Here is a 22510-nt window from a genome sequence, read left to right on the forward strand (position 1 = left end):
TGCGGCTCCGTTGCGCCCTAGAGCAAAAAGGAGGTCAACACATAGTCGGCCGCGAGGATGAGCACGCAGGAAATGACCACCGCCGAGGTGGTGGCGTTGCCCACGGCCTCGGGGCCCACGCTGTCGCGGCGCAGGTGCGCGCAGTAGCCCTGGTGGCAGCACACCGTGGAGACCAGAAGCCCGAACACGAGGGCCTTGATGAAGCCGCCCGACACGTCGCTCATGGTCACGGCGTGGGCGATCTTGTAAAAATAGACGCCCTCGTTGATGCCGAGCATGCACACGCCCGTGAGATAGCCGCCCACGATGCCGATGACATCGAAGATGGCCGTGAGCAGCGGGAAGGAGATGAGCGAGGCCAGGATGCGCGGGCTCACGAGATAGCCCATGGAATTGATGTCCATCACGTCCAGCGCGTCCACCTGGTCGGTGATGCGCATGACGCCGATCTCCGCGGCCATGGCCGAGCCGGCGCGGCCCGTGAGCATGATGGCCGTGAGCACGGGCCCGAGCTCGCGGATGAGCGTGAGCGACACGGCGGAGCCGAGCAGCCCCACGGAGCCGAACTGCACGAGGGTGTAATAGCCCTGCAGGCCCAGCACCATGCCGCAGAAGATGCCGATGAGCAGGATGACGAAGAGCGACTGGTAGCCGATGACGTAGAGCTGGCGCACCGTGCGCGGGAGGATGCGGATGGTGGCGAACATCTGCCAGAGCCCGGCCGCCATGAAGATGGCCATGCCGCCCACGGCGTCCACGCCGCGAAGCGTGGCCGCGCCCACGGCGCGCGCGAGCCGCGGGAAGCCGGCCAGGGGGCCCTTCTCTGTGCGTTCCTGCATCATGGCGCGCTCCTGCGGCGGCTCTTGCCGCCCGTTTTTTCCATCGCCGGCTTCTTTTCGAGCTGGATGGGCCGGCCGAGCCCCATGCCGGAAAGCTGCCCGCGCACCCGCTGCGCGTCCTGGGCTGTGCCGCGCAGGGAAACGAGCACGAGGCGCACCTTGCCGCTCTGGCGCACGCTCGCGCGCAGGCCCGCTGCCGCGAGGCGCCCGCGCAGGCGCTCCGCATCCACGGGGCCCTTGAAGGCCGCGGCCTGGAAGAGATAATCGAAACGCGGCTCCGCCGGCTGGCGCGGGGCCTCCGCCTTGCGGGCTTGCGCGGGCGCCGTGGCTTGCGTTGCCGGCTTTTGTGCCGCCTGCCCCGGCATCATGGGCGCGGGGCGCCCGGCCTGTGCCCCTTCGGGGCTGATGCCCCAGGCGGCGAGGCTTTCGCCCTGCGGGCGGTTGAAAGGATAGGCGGAAGCGCCGCTTCCCGTTTCGGCTGCCGCCGGGGCTGCCGAAGCCACGGCCGCGCCTTGCGGCGGAGTCTCGCGCGGCGCCTCCGGCGCGCCCTGCGGGCCTTGCGTGCTGGCCACGGCACCCTCGGGCGCGGCAGGCGTGCCCTCATGGGCGGCACCGGCACTTTCGAGCAGCACTTCTTCCCCGGGGAGCGGCGCGTTGCGCGGCGCGTCCCCGCCTTTCGCCGGCGCGCCGGGCCTGAGCAGCCCGGCCACGCTTTCCACGCCGCGCTCGGGGTGTTCGCCGCGGCCCACGAGATAGCCCATGAAAAAGGCCCAGCCCACGGCGGTCACCAGCGCAAGGCCGAGGGCCGCGGCCGCGGCCCCGGAAAGGTCGAGCGTCCTGCGGCGGACGCTCCCCCGGCCTCCCTGCGCGGGCGCATCCGCGCCCCGGAGCAGGTTTTTCTGGAAGATCTTGCGCAGGGGAAGGGCCATGCCGTCCGCCGCTACATGTCAGTCGGCGCGCTCACGCCCAGGAGGGCGAGGCCGTTGCCCAAGGTCTGTTGTATGGCGCGCAACAGGGCGATCCTTGCCGCGGCGCGGGGGCGGTCATCGGGGAGCAGGATCTGGTGCTTCGCGTAATAGCCGTGGAGCAGCCCGGCGAGCTCCATGAGGTAGCGGCTCAGGTGCTGCGGCGCCAGGTGTTCCGCCGCCTGGGCGACGGTGTCCTCAAAAGCGGCGATCTTGCGGAGCAGGGCCAGGTCTTCCGGCGTGTCGAGCGGGGCGAGCGCCGCCTCATCCATGCGCTCCGGGACGCTGTACCCCTTGTCGGCTGCGCGCTTGAGCAGCGAGTTGATGCGCGCATGCGCGTACTGCACATAGTAGACCGGGTTGTCGAGATTGCGCTGCTTGGCGAGCTCAAGGTCGAAATCCAGCGGGCTGTCGCTCTTGCGCGAGAGAAAGAGGAAGCGCGCCGCGTCGGGCCCCACTTCGTCCAGCACTTCCCTCAGGGTCACGAATTCGCCCGCGCGCGTGGACATGCTCACGAGCTTGCCGTCCCTGAGCAGGTTGACAAGCTGGATGAGCACCACGTCGAAGCTCGCCTCGGGCTCGCCCATGGCGGCCACGGCCGCGCGCATGCGCGGGATGTAGCCGTGATGGTCCGCGCCCCACACGTCCACCAGCCACTGGTAGCCGCGGCTGTACTTGTCGTGATGGTAGGCGATGTCCGAGGCGAAATAGGTGAGGCTCCCGTCGGACTTGCGCAGCACCCGGTCCTTGTCGTCCCCGAGGCGCGTGGTCGCGAACCACAGGGCCCCGTCCTTCTCATAGGTGTAGCCGGCCTCTTTCAGGGCCGCGAAGGCCGCGTCCACGGCGCTCTTGTCCACGAGGCTTTTTTCGGAGAAATAGTCCCCCTCCCCGAACTCCACGCGGAAGTCCGCGAGGTCCTCCTTGATGCCGGCGAGGAGCCGCTCCACGGCGTAGGCGCCGCAGCGGGCGCGGGCCTCGTCCTCCGGGGCATCGGCGAGCTCCGGCTCCTTCCTGAGCAATTCGGCCGCGAGCTCGCGGATATAGTCCCCCCGGTACCAGTCCTCCGGGAAGGTGACGGGCCTCTCCGCGAGCTCCTGCAGCCTGAGCCACACCGAAAGGCCGAGCAGGCGCATCTGCCGGCCCGCGTCGTTGAGGTAGTATTCCCTCCCCACGTCGTGCCCGGTGGCCTTGAGCAGGCGCGCCAGGGTGTCGCCCACGGCGGCGCCCCTCCCGTGGCCCACATGGAGCGGCCCGGTGGGGTTGGCGGAAACGAATTCCACGAGCACCTTGCGCCCCTTGCCGGCGTCGCTCCTGCCGTAGGCGTCGCCCTGGGCCTCCACCTCGGTCACGGCGCGCCGCCAGAATTCGGGCCTGAAGGTGACATTGCAAAAGCCCGGGCCGGCCACCTCCACGCGCTCGATATCCGGGCAGAGCGCTGCCAGGCGCCCCGCCAGGGCCTCCCCTAGCTCGCGCGGGTTGCGCTTCGCCGCCCTGGCGAGCAGCATGGCCGCGTTGGTGGAGAGGTCGCCGTGCCTGGCCTCGCGCGGGGGCTCCACCACGAGCTTGTCGGGCAGGGGAAGGTCCAGTTCCTTCAGCGCCGCTTCGATGGCGGCGCGCAACGTGTCAGCGGCGCGCATGGCGTGGCCCCGGATGGGCTCCCCGGCTTGCCGGGAAGGTATTACATGGCATAGTTGAGGATGCCCGTGAGGGAATCGATGAGGTCCACGCGCAGGTTCTCGCTCTGCGCGGCGATGCCTGCCATGGACGGCCCCACCATCTTGCCGAGCACGGCGCGGGGGCTGATCTCCATCCACCAGCGCACGCCGGCGAGATAGAGATTGCGGATGAGGTCCACCCAGAAGACCGGCGTGACCATCTGCCGAAGCAGGCTCTTCTTGGCGCCCTCCGCGTCGTGTACGGGCTTGCCGTCCACATTGCAGTACACGGGAAAGCGCGGCGTGTGCCACTCGGTCTTCTCGAGCAGGGGCGCGAGCTCGCGGTTGGCCTCCTCCATCATGGGGCTGTGAAAGGCGCCGCTCACCTTGAGCTCCACGCCGCGGCCCTTGCGCTCTTTCGCTTTTTGCACGGCGAGCGCCACGGCCTCGCGGGCGCCGCTCACCACGGTCTGCTGCGGGGTGTTGCGGTTGGCCGCCACAAGGAGGGCGCCGGTCTCGGCCGCGGCCTCGGCCACGAGGGCGGACACCGCGTCCATGTCCAGCTTGACGATGGCCGCCATGGCGCCCTTGCCCTCCGGGTCGGCCTCGGCCATGAGGCGCCCGCGCAGGGAGGTGATCTCGAGCACGCTCTTGGGCGAGAGCACCCCCGCGGCCGCGAGCGCGCTGTATTCGCCGAGGCTGTGGCCCGCGGCGGCGAAAGGCGTGAACGAAGGCCCGAGGCGGGCGGAAAGGGCGCGCCAGAGATTGCCGTTGACCACGGTGAGCGCGGGCTGGAGGGCGCGGGTGTCGCTCATGGCGGCCTCGTCGCCCTCCCAGTAGATCTCGCGCAAGGGAAGGCCGCTTACACGCTCGGCCTCTTTCCAGTAGTCCATGGCCTCGGGGCTCGCCTCGGCGATGTCGCGGCCCATGCCCGCCATCTGCGAGCCCTGGCCGGCGAAGATCAGGGCCGGGCGCCCGCAGTCGGGCGCGGCCTCCACGGGCGTGGCGTCCACGGTCTGTGCATGTGTCATCTCTGGCTCCGAAAAATGCGGCGGTCCCGCAGTCTAAGCGCTTTTTTCTACGCCATCGGGCCGGGGCTTGCAAGCGCTGTCTCGCCGGGCTATCACAGGCCCGGAAGCACGTTCCCCGCGCTGCCGGGGAGCACCCGGAGGCCCCATGGCGCAACGCCGCGCCCCCAAAAAACCCGCACCGGCAGCGGCCGGCGCCGCCGCGCCCTTCAGGCCCGCGCCGGAAACGCTGGCCCGGCTCCTCCCGCCGGGGCTTGCCGCGCGCACGCCCCAGACCCTGCTCGACGCGCTGCCCGAACGCGTGGGCCTGTATGCGGACATGCTCGCCGCCTGGAACGGCGCCATCAACCTGACGGGCGCGCGGCGCCCCGGGGATATCCTCGAGCGCCTCATCCCGGACAGTTTCGAGCTCGCCGCCTTCCTCTCCTCGGGCCCGCTCGCGGAAGTCACGGACGCCGCAGGCCGGGCCAACCCGGCGCGCGGCCCGCGCGTGTGGGACCTGGGCGCCGGCGGCGGCCTCCCCGGCATCCCCTTGCGCATGGTCTGGGAGCGCGGGGAATACACCCTCGCGGAAGTGCGCGAAAAGCGCGCCCTCTTTCTCGCCAACGCGCTCGCCAAGCTCGGCCTGCCGCGCACGGAGGTCTGGCGCGGCCCGGTGGAACGGCTGTTCGCCGAGCGCCCCCACGGGGCGGACATCATCCTCTCCCGGGCTTTCATGCCGTGGGAGAAACTGCCCGATTTCTGCGCCCCGGGCCTCGCGCCCGGCGGTGTCATCATCATTTTCGGCGCCGGCCCCTGCGGGGAGCTCCCGGCGCCGTGGCGCCTGCTCGCCGAGCGGGCCTATAACGTGGGCGAAAGCCGGCGCTGGCTCTGGGCGATCCGGCGCGAAGGCGGGGCCGATGCCGGGGCGCCCCCCGGGGAGGGCGCCCATGCCTGACGGCGCCCCCTCCCCCGCTCCGCGCCCGCGCGCCTTGCGCCACTGGGCCGGCGGCCTCGCCTGCTTCCTCCTCACCGTGGGCCTCGCCTTCGGCCTCAGGATGCTGGAATGGCCCTCGTGGCAGAACCCCGAATACCGCCTCGGCGGGGAGATGCTTCTGGCCACGCACGATGCCTACCACTGGGTGGCCGGGGCCGAGGGCTTCGGCCTCGCCGTGGACCACCCCATGGCCGAGATGTTGCGCCTCGTGGCCGGCCTCACGGGCACCCCGCCGGCGGTGACGGCTTTCTGGTTCCCGGCGGTGCTCGCGAGCCTCGTGGCCGGCATCGTCTTTCTCTGGGCCTGGGCTCTCGGAAGCATGCAGGCCGGCGTGGCGGCCGGCCTCGTGGCGAGCCTCGCGCCCGGCTTTCTCGCGCGCACCCTGCTCGGCTATTATGACACCGACCTCGTGACCCTGTTCTTCCCCCTGCTCATGACCCTGGCCCCGGCCTGCTGGGCCATGCGCTACATGCTGCTTCCGCAGATGGTGCTCCGCCGGCTGCGCGCGCCCGGCGCCGGCGTGAAGGCCCTGCTGCGGCGCGGGGCGCCTGATGCCGCGCAGCCCCCCGATGCGCCTTTCCCGGACGCCCTCAGGCCCGGCGATCCGCTCAGGCCCCTGTGGACCGTCCTCCTCGGGCTTTCCGGGCTGCTCTCCTGGTGGGCGCAGGAGTGGCATTCGGTCTTTCCCTATCTCTTGCGCTACAATGTGGCCCTCCTCGCCTGCATGGCGCTGGTCCTGGGGCCGCGTGGCCGGCGCGGGCCGCTCTTTCTCGGGGCGCTCGCCTACGCGTTGCCGGCCCTCGGCGGGCTCCCGGGCTGCGTCTTCGACCTCCTGCTTCTGGCAGCGCGCGCGCCGGGCGCCGCCGGCGGCGAGGGCCGGGGCCTCCGGCGCTTCCTGCTTGAGCCGCGCGTGCTCGCCGTGCTCTGGCTCTGCGTGGGGCTCTTGCTCGTGCGCGGCGAGATCCTGGCCACGCTCATCAACCACGCCAACGCCTACCTCAAGCACAGCGGCGACGCCCGGGGCGCCGGGGGCGCCGCGCTGGTCTATCCGTCAGTCGCGCAGTCCATCATCGAGGTGCAGGACCTTGGCTTCGCCGCGCTCTTTCCCTATTTCCACCCGTGGATGGAAGCGGCCGTGGCCGGGCTCGCGGGCTTTTTGCTCCTCATCTTCCGCCGGCCGGGCACGCTCTTTCTCCTGCCGCTCGCCGTGCTGGCGCTTTTGAGCACGCGGCTCGGCGGCCGGATGGTCATGTTCGGCGCGCCCGTGGTGGCGCTCGGGCTCACCGTGCCGCTCGCGTGGCTCACGCAGCGCGTGCTCCCGCGCGCCTTGCGCGGCGCCCCGGCCTCGTGGCTCGCCGCCGTTCTGGCCGTGGCGCTCTTCGTGGCGCCCTTCGCGCACATGATCCCGGCGCTCTCGCAGGGGCCGATCATCAACCGCCGCCACGCAGCCGCCCTGGCCCAGGCCCGCTCCATCACCCCGGCCGACGCGCGCCTCTGGCTCTGGTGGGACTGGGGCTACGCCGCCCACTATTTTGCGCGGCGCGCCACCATCGCCGACGGCGCCCAGCACGCCGGGCCGTCGCTCTATCTCCCCGCCGCGGTCTTCGCCACGGACAACCCGCGCTTCGCCCGGCAGGTCATCCGCGAGACCTCGCGCCACGGCAACGAGCCGGGCGCGGTCTTCGCCGGGCTCGACGGCGCGGGCGCGCAGGCCCTCATGGCGCGCCTGCGCTCGCCCGCCACGCCGCTGGTGGCCGGGCGCGGGCGGCAATTCGTGGTGGTGAGCTTCGAGATGCTCAGGCTCGGCTTCTGGATCAGCAATTTCGGCAACTGGAACTTCGTCACCCGCCACGGCGAGGGCGGCGCGCTCTCCATCGTGCCGCAGGCGCTGGCCTACCGCCTCAAGACCGGCGAGGTGCGCCTCATGGACAGCGGCAGCATCATCTATCCGGCTTCCATCGCCGTCTTTGACGAGACCGGCGTCATCCGCCGCAACTACGTGCAGGAGTGGTTCGACGCCCACCCCGACGCCAGCGCGCGGGCGCAACAGGCCTTTCTCGCCGGGCGCCGCAATGTGCACTTTCTCTTCAACCGCGTGACCGACGAAAAACTCGCCATGGACGAGGGCATCTTCAGCTCGCTCATGGTGCGCCTTTTGCTCTGCGACCCGCAGGACCCGCGCATCTCGCCGTATTTCAAGCTCGTCTACGACAACGTGTTCGCGCGCATTTACGAGGTGCTGCCCGCGGAGGGTGACACGCCCTAAGCCGCTTCAGTGGTGGTAGGGGATGTTGCGCAGGATGCACTCGGCGCGGTAGAGCTGCTCCAGCAAAAGGACGCGGGCGAGCTCGTGCGGCCAGGTCATGGCCGAAAGGCTTATGCGGCGCGGGCAGGCGGCGAGCACCCCGGGCGAGAGGCCGAAGGGGCCGCCGATGACAAAGACCGGGCGCCGGGCGGCTTCGTCACAGTGGCGCAGCAGGGCCGCGATCCCGGGCGAATCCAGCGTCTCGCCGCCTTCGTCCAGGGCCACGGGCGCGGCTTCGCGGGCTAGGGCCTCGAGGAGGCGCCGGCCTTCTTGCGCCGAGCGCGCGACAGGGGCGAGCGCGGCGTCGCCGTCGCGCACTTCCACCACCTCCACGCGCCGCCAGCGGTCGAGACGCCGCCGGTAGTGCTCCGCCGCCTCGCGCCAGAACGGCGTTTTCAGCTTGCCCACGCAGAGGAGCCGCAAAAGATTGCCAGCCATGCCTTCACATCCTCAAAGCCCGGCGCATGAGGCCGAGACGCCGCAACTGCGACGCCTCGGGCTCGAGGAGGCCGCGGCCACCCTCGCCGCCGGGGGCATCGTCATCTTTCCCACCGAGACCTTGTACGCCATCGGCTGCCGCGCCGACAAGGCCTCCGCCTGCGGCCGCATCTGCGCGCTCAAGGGGCGCCCGCAAGGCTCGCCCCTGCCCCTGCTGGCGGCGGACAGAACCCAGGCCGCCAAGGCCGTGCGCCTTGACGAGGCGGCGCCGGGCCTTATCCAGCGCTTCTGGCCCGGGCCGCTGAGCTTGCTCCTCCCGGCCCTGCCCGAGCTGGCGCCCGAGGCCCGCAATGACAATGGTTTCGCCGCCCTGCGCGTGACCTCGCACCCGCTTGCGGCCAAGCTCGCGGCACTCGCGGGCGGCGCGCTCACGGCGAGCAGCGCCAATTTCAGCGGCGGCGCGCCGGCGGCGCGCGCGGATGCGCTCGACCCGGCGCTTCTGGCGGCGCTCGCCCGCGATGGCACGGCTACCGGGCTGCTTGCGGCACGCACCCCGGATGATGAACCGCGCGGCGGCCTGCCCTCCACCCTTGTCCAGTCGCTCCCCGGCGGCCGCTCGCTGCGTCTCCTGCGGGCCGGAGCTGTCAGCGCCGAAGCCCTCGCGGCGGCGGGCTTCCGCCTGGTGCTCCGGGGCGGGCCAGGCGCTCCTTCCGTTGCCGGCAAAAGCGGCCCGAGGCCACCGACCCGGTATTGACCGGCGCCCTGCGGGAGGGCCCCGCACCTCGAGGCCCTTTTTGCACGGAAAAAGCTCCGGCCCAGACGAGAGCTTTTCCGCATAGAAAAAGCGGCCAGCCATTTACGGCTGACCGCCTGGTTTCCTTGGCGCGCCCGGCGCGATTCGAACGCACGGCCTTTGGCTCCGGAGGCCAACGCTCTATCCGGCTGAGCTACGGGCGCGGGAGGTTCTTGGTATGCCGAAAGCCGGCGGCTGTCAAGCGGAACGCCCCCCCGGGGAAAGGAGGGGGCCGGCCGGCGGCATTGCGCGGCGCGCGCTTTTGTGGAACAAGGAGGCAGGGCGTGAAGCCCGGACTTTTTCCGCACAGGGGTGGGCCGGCGACCATGCGCAAGATACTTGTGGGCGTAAGCGGGGCGAGCGGCATGCCGCTCGCGCTCCGGCTGCTCGGGCATCTTTCCGCCATGCCGGACGTGGAGCTCTCCTGCATCGTCTCGGACGGCGCGGCCGCGGTGCTCGCCGCCGAGTGCGGCATGGAGCCTGCGGCCCTTGCCCGCCTCGCCCGCCATGCGTACCCCGCGGACGACCTCGGCGCCGGGCCGGCCAGCGGCTCGTGGTGGCACGGCGGGGGCGCGCCCGCGGCCATGCTCGTGGTGCCCTGCTCCATGGGGACGCTCGGGGCGCTGGCGTCGGGCGCCACGCGCAACCTGCTCCAGCGGGCGGCGGACGTGGCCCTGAAGGAGAGCCTGCGCCTTGTGCTCGTGACGCGGGAAAGCCCGCTTTCGGCCATCCACCTGCGCAACATGCTCACCTTGCGCGAGGCCGGGGCCGTCATCATGCCCTTCTCGCCCGGCTTCTACCTGCGCCCGCAGGGCCTAACCGCCATGCTCGACCAGTTTTGCGGGCGCATCCTCGACCAGGCGGGCCTCGCCCACAGCCTCGGCCGCTGGGCGCCCGAAGCCGCCACCCGCTCCGCCATCAGCCAAGGAGACCAGCCATGAGCAGCATCACCTGGTACGGCCACTCGGCCTTCAAGATCGCCTGCGGCGACGCGTCATGCGTCATCGACCCCTTTTTCGCGCCGCGCTGGGGCCAAAAGCCAGAAGAAATCGGCAGCACGGACATGGTGCTCGTGACGCATGACCACGGCGACCATGTGGGCGACGCGGTAGCCATCTGCAAGAAGACCGGCGCCATGCTCGGGGCGGTGGTGGGCACGGCCGCGAAGCTTGCCGACGCCGGCGTACCCGAGGCGCAGGTCATGAACGGCATCGGCTTCAACATCGGCGGCACGCTGACGGTCAAGGGCATTTCCGTCACCATGACCCAGGCCTTCCATTCCAGCGATTCCAGCGTGCCGGTGGGCTACATCCTGCGCATGCCCGACGGCCTTGTCATCTACCACGCTGGCGACACGGGCATTTTCTCAAGCATGGAGCTTCTGGGCAGGCTGTACGGCATCCATGTGGCGCTGGTGCCCATGGGCGGCGTGTTCACCATGGACGCCGCGCAGGCGGCGCACGCCTGCCGGCTCATTGGCTGCGGCGCCGCCGTGCCCATGCACTGGGGCACCTTTCCGATGCTCGCGCAAAATGTGGACGGCTTCCGCAAGGCGCTTTCCGCCGCCTGCCCGGGCTGCTCCTGTGTGGAGCTGGCGCCGGGCAAGGCGCGGGAATTCACGCTCACTCAAAACGGCTTGCGCTGGTGATCATCACCGAGTCGGCGGGCACGTTCTCGTGGATGCCCACGGTCCTGGTCTTGACCTTGGCGATTTTGTCCACCACGTCCATGCCGTCCGTGACCTTGCCGAACACGCAGTAGCCCCAGCCGTCGATGGTGGGCGCGCGGAAGTCCAGGAAGTCGTTGTCCACGAGGTTGATGAAGAACTGCGCCGAGGCGCTGTGCGGGTCGCTGGTGCGGGCCATGGACACGGAACCGCGCTCGTTCTTCAGGCCGTTGTCGGCCTCGTTGGGGATGGGCTCGTGGGTGGGCTTTTCGCGCATGCGCGCGTCCATGCCGCCGCCCTGGATCATGAAGCCCGGGATGACGCGGTGGAAGATGGTGTTGTTGTAAAAGCCCTCGTCCACATACATGAGGAAGTTCTCCACCGTGCGCGGGGCCTTGTCGGGATAGAGCTCGATGAGGATGTCGCCCTCGGTGGTCTCGAGCAGGACGACGGGATTTTTCTTGTCTGCCATTGCTGACTCCCTGCTGCGCCGGGATTTGGCGGCGGATGGTTCCCGCGCCGGGCGCGCGGCTCGACTATAGGCGCACATGCCCCGCTTGACAATGGCGGCGGACGGGCAAGGGGAGAGCATGAAGAGACGGGCCGCCGGAGTCGCAAGGGCCGCAAGGCCGCTCTTGCCGGGCCCCCTCCCTGGCATGGGCCCCGAACTGCGCGACCCCGAACGCCACGCGGCCGAGCTCTCGCCCCTGCTTTGCGCATGGTTCGCGGCGGCGCGCCGCGACCTCCCCTGGCGGGTGAACTACACGCCCTATGAGGTCTGGATCTCGGAGATCATGCTCCAGCAGACCCAGATGGACCGCGCGGTGGACTATTACCGTCGCTGGATGGAACAGCTCCCGGACGTGGCGGCCCTCGCCGCGGCGCCGGAAGAGACTGTGCTCCGCCTCTGGGAGGGCCTTGGCCACTATTCCCGCGCGCGCAACCTCATGGCCGCTGCCCGGCGCATCATGGAAGAGCACGGCGGCGCCTTCCCGGAGCGGGGGGAGGATATCCGCGCCCTGCCCGGCATCGGCCCCTACACGGCCGCGGCTGTGGCGAGCATCGCCTTCGGCAGGCCCGTGGCCTGCGTGGACGCCAATGTGGAGCGCGTGCTCTCCCGCCTGTTCGATGTGGAGACGCCGGCGCGCCGCGAGCCGGCGGCCACGTTCATCCGCCAGTGGGCGCAGCGCCTCGTGCCCGAGGCTGCCGCGCGGGAGCACAACCAGGCCATGATGGAGCTCGGCGCGCTCGTCTGCCGCAAGCAGCCGCGTTGCCCCGCCTGCCCGTGGGGCGCCTATTGCCGGGCGCGGCAGCGCGGCGTGGCGGCCGAGCGCCCGGTGAAGGACGAAGGCCCCGGCATGACCGCCCTCACCACCGTGGCGGGCATCCTCACGGCGCGGGGCCGCATCCTCGTGCGCCGGCGCCCGGCGCGGGGCGTCTGGGCCGGGCTGTGGGAGTTCCCCGGGGGCGCCGTTCAGGAGGGGGAAGAGCCGGGCGCGGCCCTGCTGCGCCATCTGCGCGAGGGCTGCGGCCTTGGGGCGCAACTTCTCGAAGGCGGCGGCCACATCGTGCACACGCGCACGCGCTACCGCATCACCCTGCACTGGCGCCGGCTGGGGCTTGGGGAGAGTGCGCCGGGCTCTCTCCCCGCCTTGCCAGATGACAGCTGGCGCTGGGTGACACCCGAAGAGCTGGCCAGTCTTCCCCTGCCCGCGCCGCACCGCAAGGTCGCCGCCCTCGCCCTGGCCCAGTGATTTTGGAGGGTGCGTCAGGCCGGCGCTTCCCCGGCCACGGCGGCGCGGATGCGGCACACCCCGCAGAGGGCGCCGGAGGAAGTGGGCGAGCCGCAAGCTGTGCAGGGCGCGAGCGCGGTGCCGCTATCTTGCTCCTGGCGGCTGAAGGCCGCCTTGCCGCGCGCGAGAAAGCCCTGATAGAAGTCCAGCTTGCGGCCGGGCATGGCCGCCTCCAGCCTTTGCAGGACGCCCTTGAGCGTGGTGAAGCTGGCGCCCGGGCTGTAGGGGCAGCGCGCGTGGTGGTGCTCGATGCCCATCAGGAAGGCGTAGTTGGCGGTCTCGAATTCCGTGAGCCGCCACAGCGGCTTGACCTTGCGCGCGAAGCCGGGCTGGGCCGGCAAAAGCGGCCCCTGGTCGGAGAGGTAGGCCGTGTCCCAGCGCAGGGTATTGCTGAAAAGGCGCGCCACCTCGTCGTCGAGGTTGTGGCCGGTGGCGATGGCGTCGAAGCCGCCGTCGAGCGCCGCGCGGTTGAACACATGGCGCTTCACCTTGCCGCACACCGAGCACACGGGCCGGCGCAGCCGCTCCTTGACGAGCGGGATGGCGAGCCCCTCGGCCGCGAGGTCCACGATGCGCAGGGGAAGGCCGTGGGCCTCGCAAAAGCGCTCCACCACGGCGCGGGCCACGTCGGAAGAACCGGGGATGGCGAGGTCCACGAAGAGCCCGGTCACGTCATAGCCCTGGCGCGAGAGCTCCAGCATGAGGGCCAGCGAGTCCTTGCCGCCGGAGAGCGCCACGAGGATGCGCTCGTCGCGGGTGAAGAGCGGCTCGCCGTGGCGGCCGTCCGGCCCGGGCGCGCCCTTGATGCCGCGCTCCACCTGGCGGGCGAAGAAGTCCTTGTAGCAGTCGGGGCAGAAGGCCGCGTTATGGCTTTTGAGGGCCACCTGCGCCGTGGCCTTGCAGATCTTGCACTTCATTTTTTCCTGATTCGATGATTTTGATGTTGTTGTGCGTTTGCATTGCGCTGCGGCGATTCGGCGCTTGCCCCTGTGACGCCGAAATTATCCGTCAAAAACAGCCTTGCTCCAGCCGTTGCGACGAAGGAAGCTACGGATGGGGACAGAATTGGTTACCCCTACAGCCAGTCGACGCAGCCGCTGTCGCTATCCGTAAGGCTCGCAAGCTCGCCAACGGCTAGCGCTTCGGTGCTTGCTGCGTCAGAAAAAAATTTCCTCGGTCGAGTACTTAAGTACACTCCCTTCGGAAATTATTTTTCTTCCTTGCAAGCACCGAAAAATCTTATTTTTTAGGATTCTTCCGGCACTCGCATCCGTCTGTCGCTTCGCTCCAGACGGAGTCTGGAATTGGCAGTCCCCTTTAGTGTAGCCAACATTTCCCGGGCCCCCATCTTTCCGCAGGCGCGGGCGTTTTTCAAGGTTTTTCGGCGCCGGCCGGCCGCCCTTGACAGGGAGGCCCCCGCCGGATACCCAAACAGGGATGCGGCAGCGGCCCCCCGCTAGCCCGGCGCGCGCCGGCGCCACCGCGGGAGCCCGTGTTGCCGCGCCCCAACCCAGCGACGGAGAAGCCCCATGAGCACTCTTATCGTCATCGTCTATCCCGACGAACTCCAGGCCGAGCAGGTCCGGCTCGATTTCATCAAGATGCAGAAGGAATACCTCGTCAGCCTCGAGGACGCGGTCATCGCCGTGAAAAAGCCCGACGGCAAGGTCAAGCTGCACCAGATGTACAACCTCACCCTGGGCGGCGCCATGAGCGGCGGCCTGTGGGGCACCCTCATCGGCCTCATCTTCCTCAACCCGCTCCTGGGCCTCGTGGTGGGCGCCGGCGCGGGCGCCGTGGCCGGGGCGCTCAGCGATGTGGGCATTAACGACGACTTCATGAAGAATCTCGCCTCCACGCTCAAGCCCGGCTCCTCCGCGCTCTTCGTGCTGGTGGATTCCGCCATCACCGACAAGGTGCGCGACGCGCTGGCCGGCACGGGCGGCAAGATCATCCAGACCTCGCTTTCCACGCCCGACCAGGAAAAGCTCCAGCAGGCCCTGGACGAAGCCAGAAAGCAGATCGCCGCGGCCCAGCCCGAGCAGAAGTAAGCCCGCCGGCCGCGCGCCCGAGCGGCCTTCGACCATCCCGCCTTAAAACGAATATCCCCGGAGGGGGAACCCTCCGGGGATATGTGGTCTGCACCCCGAAACCGGGGAGCCTCAACCAGATCGGCGGCTAGCCGATGAGCTGCATGGCCATCTGCGGCATGCTGTTGGCCTGCGAGAGCATGGCCACCGCCGACTGGGTGAGGATCTGGTTGCGGACGAACTGCGTCATTTCCGTGGCCACGTCCACGTCGGAAATGCGGGATTCCGCAGCCTGCAGGTTTTCGGCCTGGGTCGTGAGGTTGGTGATGGTGTTCTCCAACCGGTTCTGGAGCGCGCCCAAGTGAGCGCGGATCTTGTCCTTGGACACGATGGCATTGTTGATGCCCACGAGAGCCTTCTGGGCCGCTTCCTGCGTGGAGACCGTGTAGGCGTCAGCCTTGTCGCTGGCCTGGTTGCCCACACCCAGGGCCGACGCGGTGCTCGTGCCGATCTGGATGTAGTAGTAGTCTTCCGCGGAGTCGTTGGCCGAGCCGAAGTGGACCTTCAGCTTGCCGGTGGAGCTGAGGCCGGAGTCGTCGCCGCCCTTGCCCACATGCTTGTCGCTGGACAGATTGCCATCCAGGAGCTTGATGTTGTTGAAGTCCGTGGAGTTGGCGATTCGGGTGATTTCCGAAGCCATGGCCTGGTACTCGGACTCGATCATCAGGCGCTGGGTGGAATCGTAGGTGCCCGTGGCCGCCTGTTCCGCCAGTTCCTTCATGCGCACGAGCTTTTCGTCGATGACGCCCAGGGCACCGTCCGCCGTCTGGAGGAGGGAAATGGCGTCATTGGCGTTGCGCACGCCCTGGTTCAGAGCCGCGATATCCGAGCGCATGAGCTCGCGGATGGCGAGGCCGGCCGCGTCGTCGGCCGCGCTGTTCACGCGCAGGCCGGAAGACAGGCGCTGGGTCGAGGTCTGAAGGTTGCCGTAGTGGCTGGTAAGGGTGTTGGCGACATTGCTGGCCATCTGATTGTGATTGATGTACATGACATTCCTCCATGAATGTGCTGTTGCCCGGCGGCGCACTGTGCACGCCCGCGTCCCTGCGGACTACCGCCGTACGATGCCTGCTCCCGCAGGGTTATCGTTCTCTTTCGTTGACGCCCCGCCCCGGCCTTGGCCGGTGGGGCGGCTGCCCCCGCCAGGGGGTCTCCCCCCGTCCCCGGCTCGTGGTGCCGGGGGTGGCAAAATCTGCCTGAATCAACCTGCGCCCTGTTTTAAGCATGATCCGTGCCAGTTTTCACACCCGGGCGCCGGGCCGAACCGGCCGCCCCCGCCTCCCCGTTTTTGCCGGTAACGGCAGGGGAAACACGGACGCGGCACCCCTTTCTTTGCATACGCCATGCCGGAAAAGGCCGGCAAAAATGACCGTGCGCCCGGGGTGCGTCCCCGGGCAACGCGGGTCGCAGGCCCGGGCCCGCAGCGCCCGAAGGCATCGTTTTTTTGACGCCGCTGCCAGGGCGCCAAGATGGGCCCGAAAAGTTTTCAACAGGCCATTGACGCACAGGTATTGATGCCTACCCTTTGTTCACAGGCTTTCCACAGGAGCTTGTGAATAAGGATTGCCACACCCTCCCACACCTCCTCCGGGACGGCCGCATGACGGCCGCTGGCCCCGGCGCGGTACATGGGGCCGCGCCGGGGCTTTTTGCGCGCAAAAAAGCGCGGGCAAAAGCTGCCGGGGGCCTTGCCATCAGGTATTAAAAGGAAAAGCCCCCGGCGAAAGCCGGGGGCCTTTCCTTCTCCCTAGGGGCTCCCTTTCGGGCAGCCCCTCCTTCCCCCAATCCCTAGCCGATGAGCTGCATGGCCATCTGCTGCATGCTGTTGGCCTGCGAGAGCATGGCCACGGCCGACTGCGTGAGAATCTGGTTGCGCACGAACTGCGTCATTTCCGTGGCGACGTCCACATCGGAGATGCGCGACTCGGCGGCCTGGAGGTTCTCGGCCTGGGTCGTCAGGTTGGAGATGGTGTTCTCCAGCCTGTTCTGCAGCGCGCCCAGGTGGGCCCGGATCTTGTCCTTGGAAATGATGGCGTTGTTGATGCCGCTGAGCGCCTTCTGCGCCGCCTCCTGGGTGGAGATGGTGTAGGCGTCGCCCTTGGGGTTGGAGGCATTGCCCACGCCCAGCGCCGAGGCCGTGCTGTCGCCGATCTGGATGTAGTAGTAGTCTTCCGCGGAGTCGTTGCCCGCGCCGAAGTGGACCTTCAGCTTGCCGGTGGACGCGAGCTTGCTGTCGCCGCCGCCCTTGCCCTTGTGCGTCTTGTCGGAGAGATTGCCGTCCAGGAGCTTGATATTGTTGAAGTCCGTGGCATTGGCGATTCGGGTGATTTCCGAGGCCATGGCCTGGTATTCGGACTCGATCATCAGGCGCTGGGTGGAGTCATAGGTGCCGGTGGCGGCCTGCTCGGCCAGTTCCTTCATGCGGATGAGCTTTTCATCGATGACGCCCAGGGCGCCGTCCGCCGTCTGGATGAGGGAAATGGCGTCATTGGCGTTGCGCACGCCCTGCTGCAGGGATGCGATGTCCGCCCGCATGAGTTCGCGGATGGCGAGGCCGGCCGCGTCGTCGGCCGCGCTGTTGACCCTGAGGCCCGAGGACAGGCGCTGGGTCGAGGTCTGGAGATTGCTGTAATGGGATGCCAGGTTGTTGCCGACGTTGCTCGCCATCAGATTGTGATTGATATACATACATTCCTCCCTGAATGCTGTACGTCACGGGCGGTGCACCATGCAGACGCGTCCCTGCGTCCTTCCGCCTCAGAGAGCATATCGGCGCACCGGGGCAAAGGATTAGGGCCGGGAGGAAAATTTTTCCTACTGACAACCTATTGTTCTTGCAGGAGAAAACAATTCACCGCCAAGAAAGGCGGCAAAAATTTCCGGCTTGCGCGGCGCTTAATCCCAGGAGTCGGCCAGCGCGCGCTCCTTTTGCGAGAGCAGGTCATACCAGCGGCGGCGCATCTCCATGAAGCAGTTGATGCGCAGCTCGTCGCCGGGCCACGGCTTGCTCACCTCCCAGGGCTTGGGCCCGTGAAAGTGCACGATATGCGCGGTGTCGAGGCAGTCGGCCTGGTAGGGCGGGCGGTTCCAGCGGTCTTCCAGACGCGTGATGCGCTTGCCGAAAAAATAGTTGAGCAGGGACTGGTCGAGATTGCCCGCCGCCTCCACATTGGCCCTGGAGAACGCCAGAAGGTGCCCCACGAGGTCGCGCCGGCGCAGGCGCTCGAGGTTGAACAGCGTGACCGCGCTCGAAAAGGTCCAGATGGGAAAGGGCAGGCGCACGGTATAGTGGCGGTCATGGAAGTCATAGCCGAGCTGGTCGTGCTCGTTGTAGAAGGGCGCCGTGGCCTCGCGGGCCATGCCGAGATAGGCGGGCACGGGCGCCGCGAAGAGCGCGTCCAGCGGCCGCAGGAAGAAAGTGTCCGAATCGCAGTAGAGCACGGCCGCGTCGTCGGCGAGCTCCGGCACGAGGGAGAGCTCGAGCCGGAGAAAGCAGCCGATCATCGGGTGCGTGAAGGCGGGCAGTGTCTGCCTGTTGAGGCGCGGCCTGTAGTGAGCGAGGGGGATGCGCTCGCTCTTCACCTCGGCCATGACGGCCTCATCCTCCCCGCCGTAGACGCAGAGCAGGGGCGCGTCCTCCCCGTGCAGGGCGCGCAAGGAGCGCACCGCAGCCTTGAGCAACAGCAGGTAACGCGGATTGTCGTCGATGCAGAAGACTGTTTTCATGGCGTTAGGCGGGACGTTGTTATGCTTTGCAGTGGTGGTGTGGCTGTGCGGCTTATGCAATGCCGAAATTATCCGTCAAAAACAGCCTTTTTGCTGCTTGCTGCGTCAGAGAAAAATTTTCTCGGTCGAGTACTTAAGTACACTCCCGTCGAAAATTTTTATCTTCCTTGCAAGCAGCAAAAAATCTTATTTTTTAGGATTCTTCCGGCACGAGCACCCGGCTTCCGCTTCGCTCCAGCCGGACTTAAGGAAGGGCTCTCAACCGCGGTGCATACGATACCCTTTGCCACTCCGCCACCGCTCCGCATGAAGCGAGCCACGCCCCCTGCCCCAATCTATCAGTCGGGCGCGGCGCCGGCAAGCGCCGTGCCCTTGCGCGGCGTCGCGGCGCCGCATATACTTCGCCCATGCGAAGCACAACGATGTTCCGGCCCGTGCGTGCCTGCGCGGCCCTCGCCCTGGCGCTCCTCCTCGGGGCGCTCCCCGCCTGCGGCCCCAAGGAGATTGGCCAGAGCAGCTCGCAGGAGAGCACGGGCGCCGGCGGCGCGCCCGCCGCCGAGCTCATGCGCTATCCCATGACCGGGGCCAACGCAAGGGAGCGCATGCTCTATCTGCACAACCGGCCCGATGTCATGCAGCAGGTGCAGGACTGGCGCCTGCAGAGCTATCGGCGCATGATGGGCGCCCAGCCCTCGCCGGAAGACCCGGCCTATCGCGCCGTCCCCAAGCAGCGCAGCCCCTTCAGGCAATAGGATGGATCCCGTCACCCATGCCGCCAGCGGGGCCGTGGCCCTGCTCGCCCTGCCCCGCCGCCCGCTCACGGCGTGGGCCCTGCCGCTGGCCGCGCTCGTCACGGCCTCGCCCGACCTTGACGTGCTCTTCTGCCACACGCCGCTGGAATTTTTGCTCCTCCACAGGGGCATCAGCCATTCCTTCGCGGGCATGCCTTTTTTCGCCCTCCTGCTCGCCCTCTGCTGCTGGCCGCTCTGGCGCGCCGCCACCCCGGGCCGCTGGAGCTTCGGCCGCGTCTGGCTGCTCTGCTGCGGGCTTTTGCTGCTCCACATCTGGCTCGATGTGGTCACCACCTACGGCACCATGGTCTTTTTGCCCTTCTCCCATTACCGGGTGCGCCTCAACAGCGTCTACATCATCGACCTCCTGCTCACCGTGCCCCTGCTCTGGGCCGTGTGGCGCTGGCGGGATCGGCGCGGGCTCATCCTGCTGACGCTGGCCTGGATGTTCGTCTATCCCGGCGGCGGCATCGGCATCAACGCCTGGCACACGGCCCAGTGCCGCGAGCGCTTTCAGGAGGAAGGCCGGCCCGTGAGCCGCCTGCATGTGCTGCCTGACGCCTTCGCGCCCCTGTTCTGGCGCGTCATCTTTGAGGAGGGCGATACGGTACACTCGCAGAGCCTCGACGCCCTGGGCCGGCCGCGCGCCCCTGAAGACAGCTATCCCGCCACGCCGCTCTCCTTGGTGGATGCCATGTCGCGGCAGTCCGTCGCTTGCGAGACGTATTTCCAGTTCGCCATGCTGCCTGTGATGGACGCCTTGCGCCCTGGGGACGCCCCGCCTTTAATTAAGGATGGCGCCCACAAGGGCGCCCTGTTCTACGACCTGCGCTTCGGCAGCGGCCTCGCCTTCGTGCGCCGGCTGCTCGCCATGCGCCCCAATGCGGACATTCCCTTCCAGCTCATGGTGGAGCTTGCCCCCGAGACTGCGACAGAGCCGGGCGCCGGCCCCCCGGGCCCCCGCCTCGAGGAGCTGCGCCTGCGCTTTTCGGACAGCGGCCGCGATTCGCACTGGCATGCGCCCGTCGCGCCCACGCCGCCCAGCTTCTGGCAATGGCTTGTGGGCCTGCGCTGAACCTGACCGCACACAGGAGCACCCGGAGCCCATGCCTGCCGCCCCCGCCCTGCCTTCCCCCGCCCCCGCCGCACCGGGAGGCAACCCGTGCTGAGCCCGCGCATCGACCCCGTGGCCATCTCCCTCGGGCCGGTCCAGTTGCACTGGTACGGGCTCATGTACCTCGTGGGCTTTGTGGTGGGCTGGCTGCTCGGCCGCTGGCGGGCGCGGCGCCCCGGCTCCGGCTGGACGCCCACGGACGTGGACGACCTGCTCACCTGCGTCATGCTCGGCGTCATCGTGGGCGGCCGCCTCGGCTACGCGCTCTTTTACGATCTCGGCGCCTTCCTCAAGGACCCGCTCGAAATCTTCCGCATCTGGCACGGGGGCATGTCCTTCCACGGCGGCCTCTTGGGCGCGCTCGGCGCCTTTTGCTGGTTCGCGCACAGCCGCAAGCGCAGCTTCCTCCAGGTGTCGGACTTCGTGGCGCCGCTCGTGCCGCAGGCGCTCTTTTTCGGCCGGCTCGGCAACTTCATCAACGGCGAGCTCTGGGGCAAGGTGAGCGACGTGCCCTGGGCCATGGTCTTCCCCGGGGCCGGCCCATGGCCGCGCCACCCCTCGCAGCTCTACGAGGCCCTGCTGGAAGGGCTGGTGCTCTTCGTGGCGCTGTGGATCTATTCCTCAAAGCCGCGCAAGCCCGGCGCGGTCTCCGGCTTTTTCGCCCTGGGCTACGGCATCGCCCGCTTCCTCGTGGAGTTCGTGCGCGTGCCCGACGCGCACCTGGGCTACCTCGCCTTCGGCTGGCTCACCATGGGGCAGCTGCTCTGCCTGCCGCTCATGGCCGCGGGCCTGTGGCTCATGCTGCGCCCGGTACGGCCGTCGCGGCCGGTAACGCGTTGACAGAACGTCCCAACGCCCGAGCCGTACCCGGAGCCCCGATGGACGCGACCCTCCCCTTGACGCAGAAATTCCCCAGGCTGCTCTTTTTCGCGTCCGTGGCCGTCCTGCTGCTGCTTTTTGGCATCGAGTGTTTTCTTGTCCTGCACACCCGGGCGTGGCGGCACGACTCCTTTCTCTACATCCCCTCCTATTACGGCAACCTCATATCCGAAGGGCGCTGGCTCAATTATCTCCTCTTTCCGGCCCTCAGGCACTTCCCGCCGCACCTTGCGCTCGCGCTCTCGTTCGCGGCCTTTGGGTACTTCAGCTGGAGCGTCGCCAGGCAGCTCACCGACAGGCGGGGCGCGCTGCTTTTTGCCCTTGCGGCGCTGCAACTCCCCTCCATTTATTCGCTCTTCGGCTGGCCCCTCATCCCGCTTTCGGCCTACCTTTTGCTCGCAGCGGCGGCATATCTCGCCCGGCGCCTCGATTACCGGCTCTTCTTCCTTTTCTTCGGCATCCTGTTCCACGGCACATTGAACAATTTTTACAACCTGCTCATCGTGCTCTCCATCGCGCCGCTGCGGCGCGGCGACATGCGGCTGGCGGCGCTCCTCATCTGGTACGCCGCCGGTTTCGTGGCCGGCTATGCCGCAACGCAGCTCATCATCCTCGCGGTGCACGGCAGCTTCATGCAGGTCGCCGAATGGCGCAGGCTCAACTATCCTGTCAGCATCCCGGACGCCATCCGCAATCTCCGGCTCGCCCTGGGCAGCCTGAAAGACAATCTCATGATCCTGCCGGACAAAGCGCTCGTCTTGGGCAGCGTACTTTTCTGCATGGCGCTCTCGCAATGGCACACGCGCGCCACGAAGAGAGAGAGAGAGAGAGAGAGAGCCTGCTGCTGTGCCTTGTCCTCGCCGCCTCCACCTATGCGCAGTTCTTTTGCCTCGGGCTCTATGTGGAGATCCGCACCGCCTTTCCCCTGTATCTTTCGCTCCTCTGCTTTCCCCTGCTGGTGGCGAGGCGGCACCAGCGCATTTTCACCGTGGCGCTCCTGGTCATCGCCTTTTCGTATTCTCTCCCCAATATCCACTCGCTGCGCTACTATCAGGGCGTGACCTCGGCCTATCTGGAGGAGCTGGCCGCCATCACGCCCCACCCGGAACGCTGGAAGATCCTTTTCCTGCCGGATGCGCGGGAGCTCACGGCCGTGGAAGACAGGCTCATCGCCCTCCACGGCTATAAAAATTCCACCAACAAGCGTTTCCATGAGCCCATGCGCTGGGCGCCCGTGGCCTATGCGGCGCATTTTCCCGGCGTGCTCTGGGGCGAGGCCGCAAAGCCGGTGCTCGAAAAACTGGGGCCGCTCACATTCACCCGGGGCAAGCTCTATGACTACGCGCTGGCGGACGGCTGGCTGGTCCTCAAATTTAACCCGGATTTCACCCGCCAGATCCGGGCGCGCCCTGCCGATTGACTTTTGCCGCTTCGGCCTTAACTCCCCCGCAG

At 68.4% G+C, this 22510-nt stretch carries 22 protein-coding genes and 1 tRNA gene; 12 read left to right on the forward strand and 11 right to left on the reverse strand.

The window, feature by feature from the left end; translation table 11 throughout:
• Positions 1–17: 17 nt before the first annotated feature.
• Genes G7Y54_RS04880 through G7Y54_RS04895 form a run of 4 tightly spaced genes read right to left on the reverse strand, consistent with a single transcriptional unit; the run spans position 18 to position 4490 of the window.
• Entirely contained in the window at positions 18–839 is an 822-nt protein-coding gene (locus tag G7Y54_RS04880) for an ABC transporter permease (protein ID WP_165078381.1), read from the reverse strand.
• Positions 839–1768: an SPOR domain-containing protein gene (locus G7Y54_RS04885; protein ID WP_165078174.1), complete on the reverse strand. Its 930-nt coding sequence runs from the start codon at positions 1766–1768 to the stop codon at positions 839–841. The genes G7Y54_RS04880 and G7Y54_RS04885 overlap by 1 nt, the downstream gene beginning before the upstream one ends.
• 11 nt (positions 1769–1779) lie before the next feature.
• Positions 1780–3441 (reverse strand): arginine--tRNA ligase, encoded by a 1662-nt coding sequence (gene argS, locus G7Y54_RS04890; protein WP_165078175.1) that lies wholly within the window; start codon positions 3439–3441, stop codon positions 1780–1782.
• Between the two features lie 41 nt (positions 3442–3482).
• On the reverse strand, positions 3483–4490 hold the full coding sequence (locus G7Y54_RS04895; protein WP_165078176.1) for an ACP S-malonyltransferase: 1008 nt from the start codon (positions 4488–4490) through the stop codon (positions 3483–3485).
• Positions 4491–4635: 145 nt separating this feature from the next.
• On the opposite strand from G7Y54_RS04895, the gene G7Y54_RS04900 reads away from it, so the two are divergent.
• A complete protein-coding gene (locus tag G7Y54_RS04900; protein WP_165078177.1) occupies positions 4636–5424 on the forward strand; it encodes an RsmG family class I SAM-dependent methyltransferase in 789 nt (262 codons plus the stop codon).
• On the forward strand, positions 5417–7729 hold the full coding sequence (locus G7Y54_RS04905) for an STT3 domain-containing protein (RefSeq protein ID WP_165078178.1): 2313 nt from the start codon (positions 5417–5419) through the stop codon (positions 7727–7729). The genes G7Y54_RS04900 and G7Y54_RS04905 overlap by 8 nt, the downstream gene beginning before the upstream one ends.
• Positions 7730–7735: 6 nt before the next feature.
• On the opposite strand, the gene G7Y54_RS04910 is transcribed toward G7Y54_RS04905, so the two are convergent.
• Positions 7736–8206, reverse strand: coding sequence for a 23S rRNA (pseudouridine(1915)-N(3))-methyltransferase RlmH (locus G7Y54_RS04910; protein ID WP_165078179.1), 471 nt, complete (start codon positions 8204–8206; stop codon positions 7736–7738).
• On the opposite strand from G7Y54_RS04910, the gene G7Y54_RS04915 reads away from it, so the two are divergent.
• The gene (locus tag G7Y54_RS04915; protein ID WP_165078180.1) at positions 8205–8960 is read left to right on the forward strand and encodes a Sua5/YciO/YrdC/YwlC family protein; all 756 of its coding nucleotides are present in this window, start codon (positions 8205–8207) and stop codon (positions 8958–8960) included. The genes G7Y54_RS04910 and G7Y54_RS04915 overlap by 2 nt on opposite strands.
• A 126-nt stretch (positions 8961–9086) precedes the next feature.
• Here G7Y54_RS04915 and G7Y54_RS04920 read toward each other — a convergent pair.
• Positions 9087–9163, reverse strand: a tRNA-Arg gene (locus G7Y54_RS04920).
• A 162-nt stretch (positions 9164–9325) separates the two neighbouring features.
• On the opposite strand from G7Y54_RS04920, the gene G7Y54_RS04925 reads away from it, so the two are divergent.
• Both G7Y54_RS04925 and G7Y54_RS04930 read left to right on the forward strand, forming a co-directional pair.
• Positions 9326–9940, forward strand: a complete 615-nt coding sequence (locus tag G7Y54_RS04925; RefSeq protein ID WP_165078181.1) for a UbiX family flavin prenyltransferase — start codon at positions 9326–9328, stop codon at positions 9938–9940.
• Positions 9937–10647 carry a metal-dependent hydrolase gene (locus tag G7Y54_RS04930; RefSeq protein ID WP_165078182.1) on the forward strand — a complete coding sequence of 237 codons (711 nt, stop codon included), beginning with the start codon at positions 9937–9939 and terminating at the stop codon, positions 10645–10647. Before G7Y54_RS04925 ends, G7Y54_RS04930 begins: the two co-directional genes overlap by 4 nt.
• Here the strand turns inward: G7Y54_RS04930 and G7Y54_RS04935 are convergent.
• Positions 10622–11137: a peptidylprolyl isomerase gene (locus tag G7Y54_RS04935; RefSeq protein ID WP_165078183.1), complete on the reverse strand. Its 516-nt coding sequence runs from the start codon at positions 11135–11137 to the stop codon at positions 10622–10624. The two genes, G7Y54_RS04930 and G7Y54_RS04935, sit on opposite strands and share 26 nt — an antisense overlap.
• A 118-nt stretch (positions 11138–11255) precedes the next feature.
• On the opposite strand from G7Y54_RS04935, the gene mutY reads away from it, so the two are divergent.
• Complete coding sequence (gene mutY / locus G7Y54_RS04940) at positions 11256–12419, forward strand: A/G-specific adenine glycosylase (RefSeq protein ID WP_241159379.1); 1164 nt, start codon at positions 11256–11258, stop codon at positions 12417–12419.
• Positions 12420–12433: 14 nt separating this feature from the next.
• On the opposite strand, the gene G7Y54_RS04945 is transcribed toward mutY, so the two are convergent.
• Positions 12434–13375, reverse strand: coding sequence for an ATP-binding protein (locus G7Y54_RS04945; RefSeq protein ID WP_165078184.1), 942 nt, complete (start codon positions 13373–13375; stop codon positions 12434–12436).
• Positions 13376–13987: 612 nt separating this feature from the next.
• Here G7Y54_RS04945 and G7Y54_RS04950 point away from each other — a divergent pair.
• Positions 13988–14509: a DUF1269 domain-containing protein gene (locus G7Y54_RS04950; RefSeq protein ID WP_165078185.1), complete on the forward strand. Its 522-nt coding sequence runs from the start codon at positions 13988–13990 to the stop codon at positions 14507–14509.
• 127 nt (positions 14510–14636) lie between these two features.
• Here the strand turns inward: G7Y54_RS04950 and G7Y54_RS04955 are convergent, their stop codons facing one another.
• From G7Y54_RS04955 to G7Y54_RS04965, 3 genes are all read right to left on the reverse strand, one after another.
• Positions 14637–15536 (reverse strand): flagellin, encoded by a 900-nt coding sequence (locus G7Y54_RS04955; RefSeq protein ID WP_165078186.1) that lies wholly within the window; start codon positions 15534–15536, stop codon positions 14637–14639.
• Positions 15537–16336: 800 nt separating this feature from the next.
• Positions 16337–17236, reverse strand: coding sequence for a flagellin (locus G7Y54_RS04960; RefSeq protein ID WP_165078187.1), 900 nt, complete (start codon positions 17234–17236; stop codon positions 16337–16339).
• A gap of 207 nt (positions 17237–17443) precedes the next feature.
• Positions 17444–18274 carry a glycosyltransferase gene (locus tag G7Y54_RS04965; protein WP_165078188.1) on the reverse strand — a complete coding sequence of 277 codons (831 nt, stop codon included), beginning with the start codon at positions 18272–18274 and terminating at the stop codon, positions 17444–17446.
• A gap of 407 nt (positions 18275–18681) precedes the next feature.
• Between G7Y54_RS04965 and G7Y54_RS04970 the strand changes: the two genes are divergently transcribed.
• The 5 genes from G7Y54_RS04970 to G7Y54_RS04990 all read left to right on the forward strand — a co-directional run bounded on the left by G7Y54_RS04970 (position 18682) and on the right by G7Y54_RS04990 (position 22478).
• Positions 18682–19026 (forward strand): chemotaxis protein, encoded by a 345-nt coding sequence (locus G7Y54_RS04970; protein WP_165078189.1) that lies wholly within the window; start codon positions 18682–18684, stop codon positions 19024–19026.
• Position 19027: 1 nt separating this feature from the next.
• A complete protein-coding gene (locus G7Y54_RS04975) occupies positions 19028–20140 on the forward strand; it encodes a metal-dependent hydrolase (RefSeq protein WP_165078190.1) in 1113 nt (370 codons plus the stop codon).
• Positions 20141–20227: 87 nt separating this feature from the next.
• Positions 20228–21019: a prolipoprotein diacylglyceryl transferase gene (gene lgt / locus G7Y54_RS04980; protein WP_165078191.1), complete on the forward strand. Its 792-nt coding sequence runs from the start codon at positions 20228–20230 to the stop codon at positions 21017–21019.
• Positions 21020–21057: 38 nt separating this feature from the next.
• Complete coding sequence (locus tag G7Y54_RS04985) at positions 21058–22119, forward strand: hypothetical protein (protein WP_165080185.1); 1062 nt, start codon at positions 21058–21060, stop codon at positions 22117–22119.
• The gene (locus G7Y54_RS04990; RefSeq protein WP_165080188.1) at positions 22047–22478 is read left to right on the forward strand and encodes a hypothetical protein; all 432 of its coding nucleotides are present in this window, start codon (positions 22047–22049) and stop codon (positions 22476–22478) included. The genes G7Y54_RS04985 and G7Y54_RS04990 overlap by 73 nt, the downstream gene beginning before the upstream one ends.
• Positions 22479–22510 lie beyond the last annotated feature (32 nt).

This window comes from Desulfovibrio sp. ZJ746 (assembly GCF_011039155.1).
Classification (GTDB): domain Bacteria; phylum Desulfobacterota; class Desulfovibrionia; order Desulfovibrionales; family Desulfovibrionaceae; genus Desulfovibrio.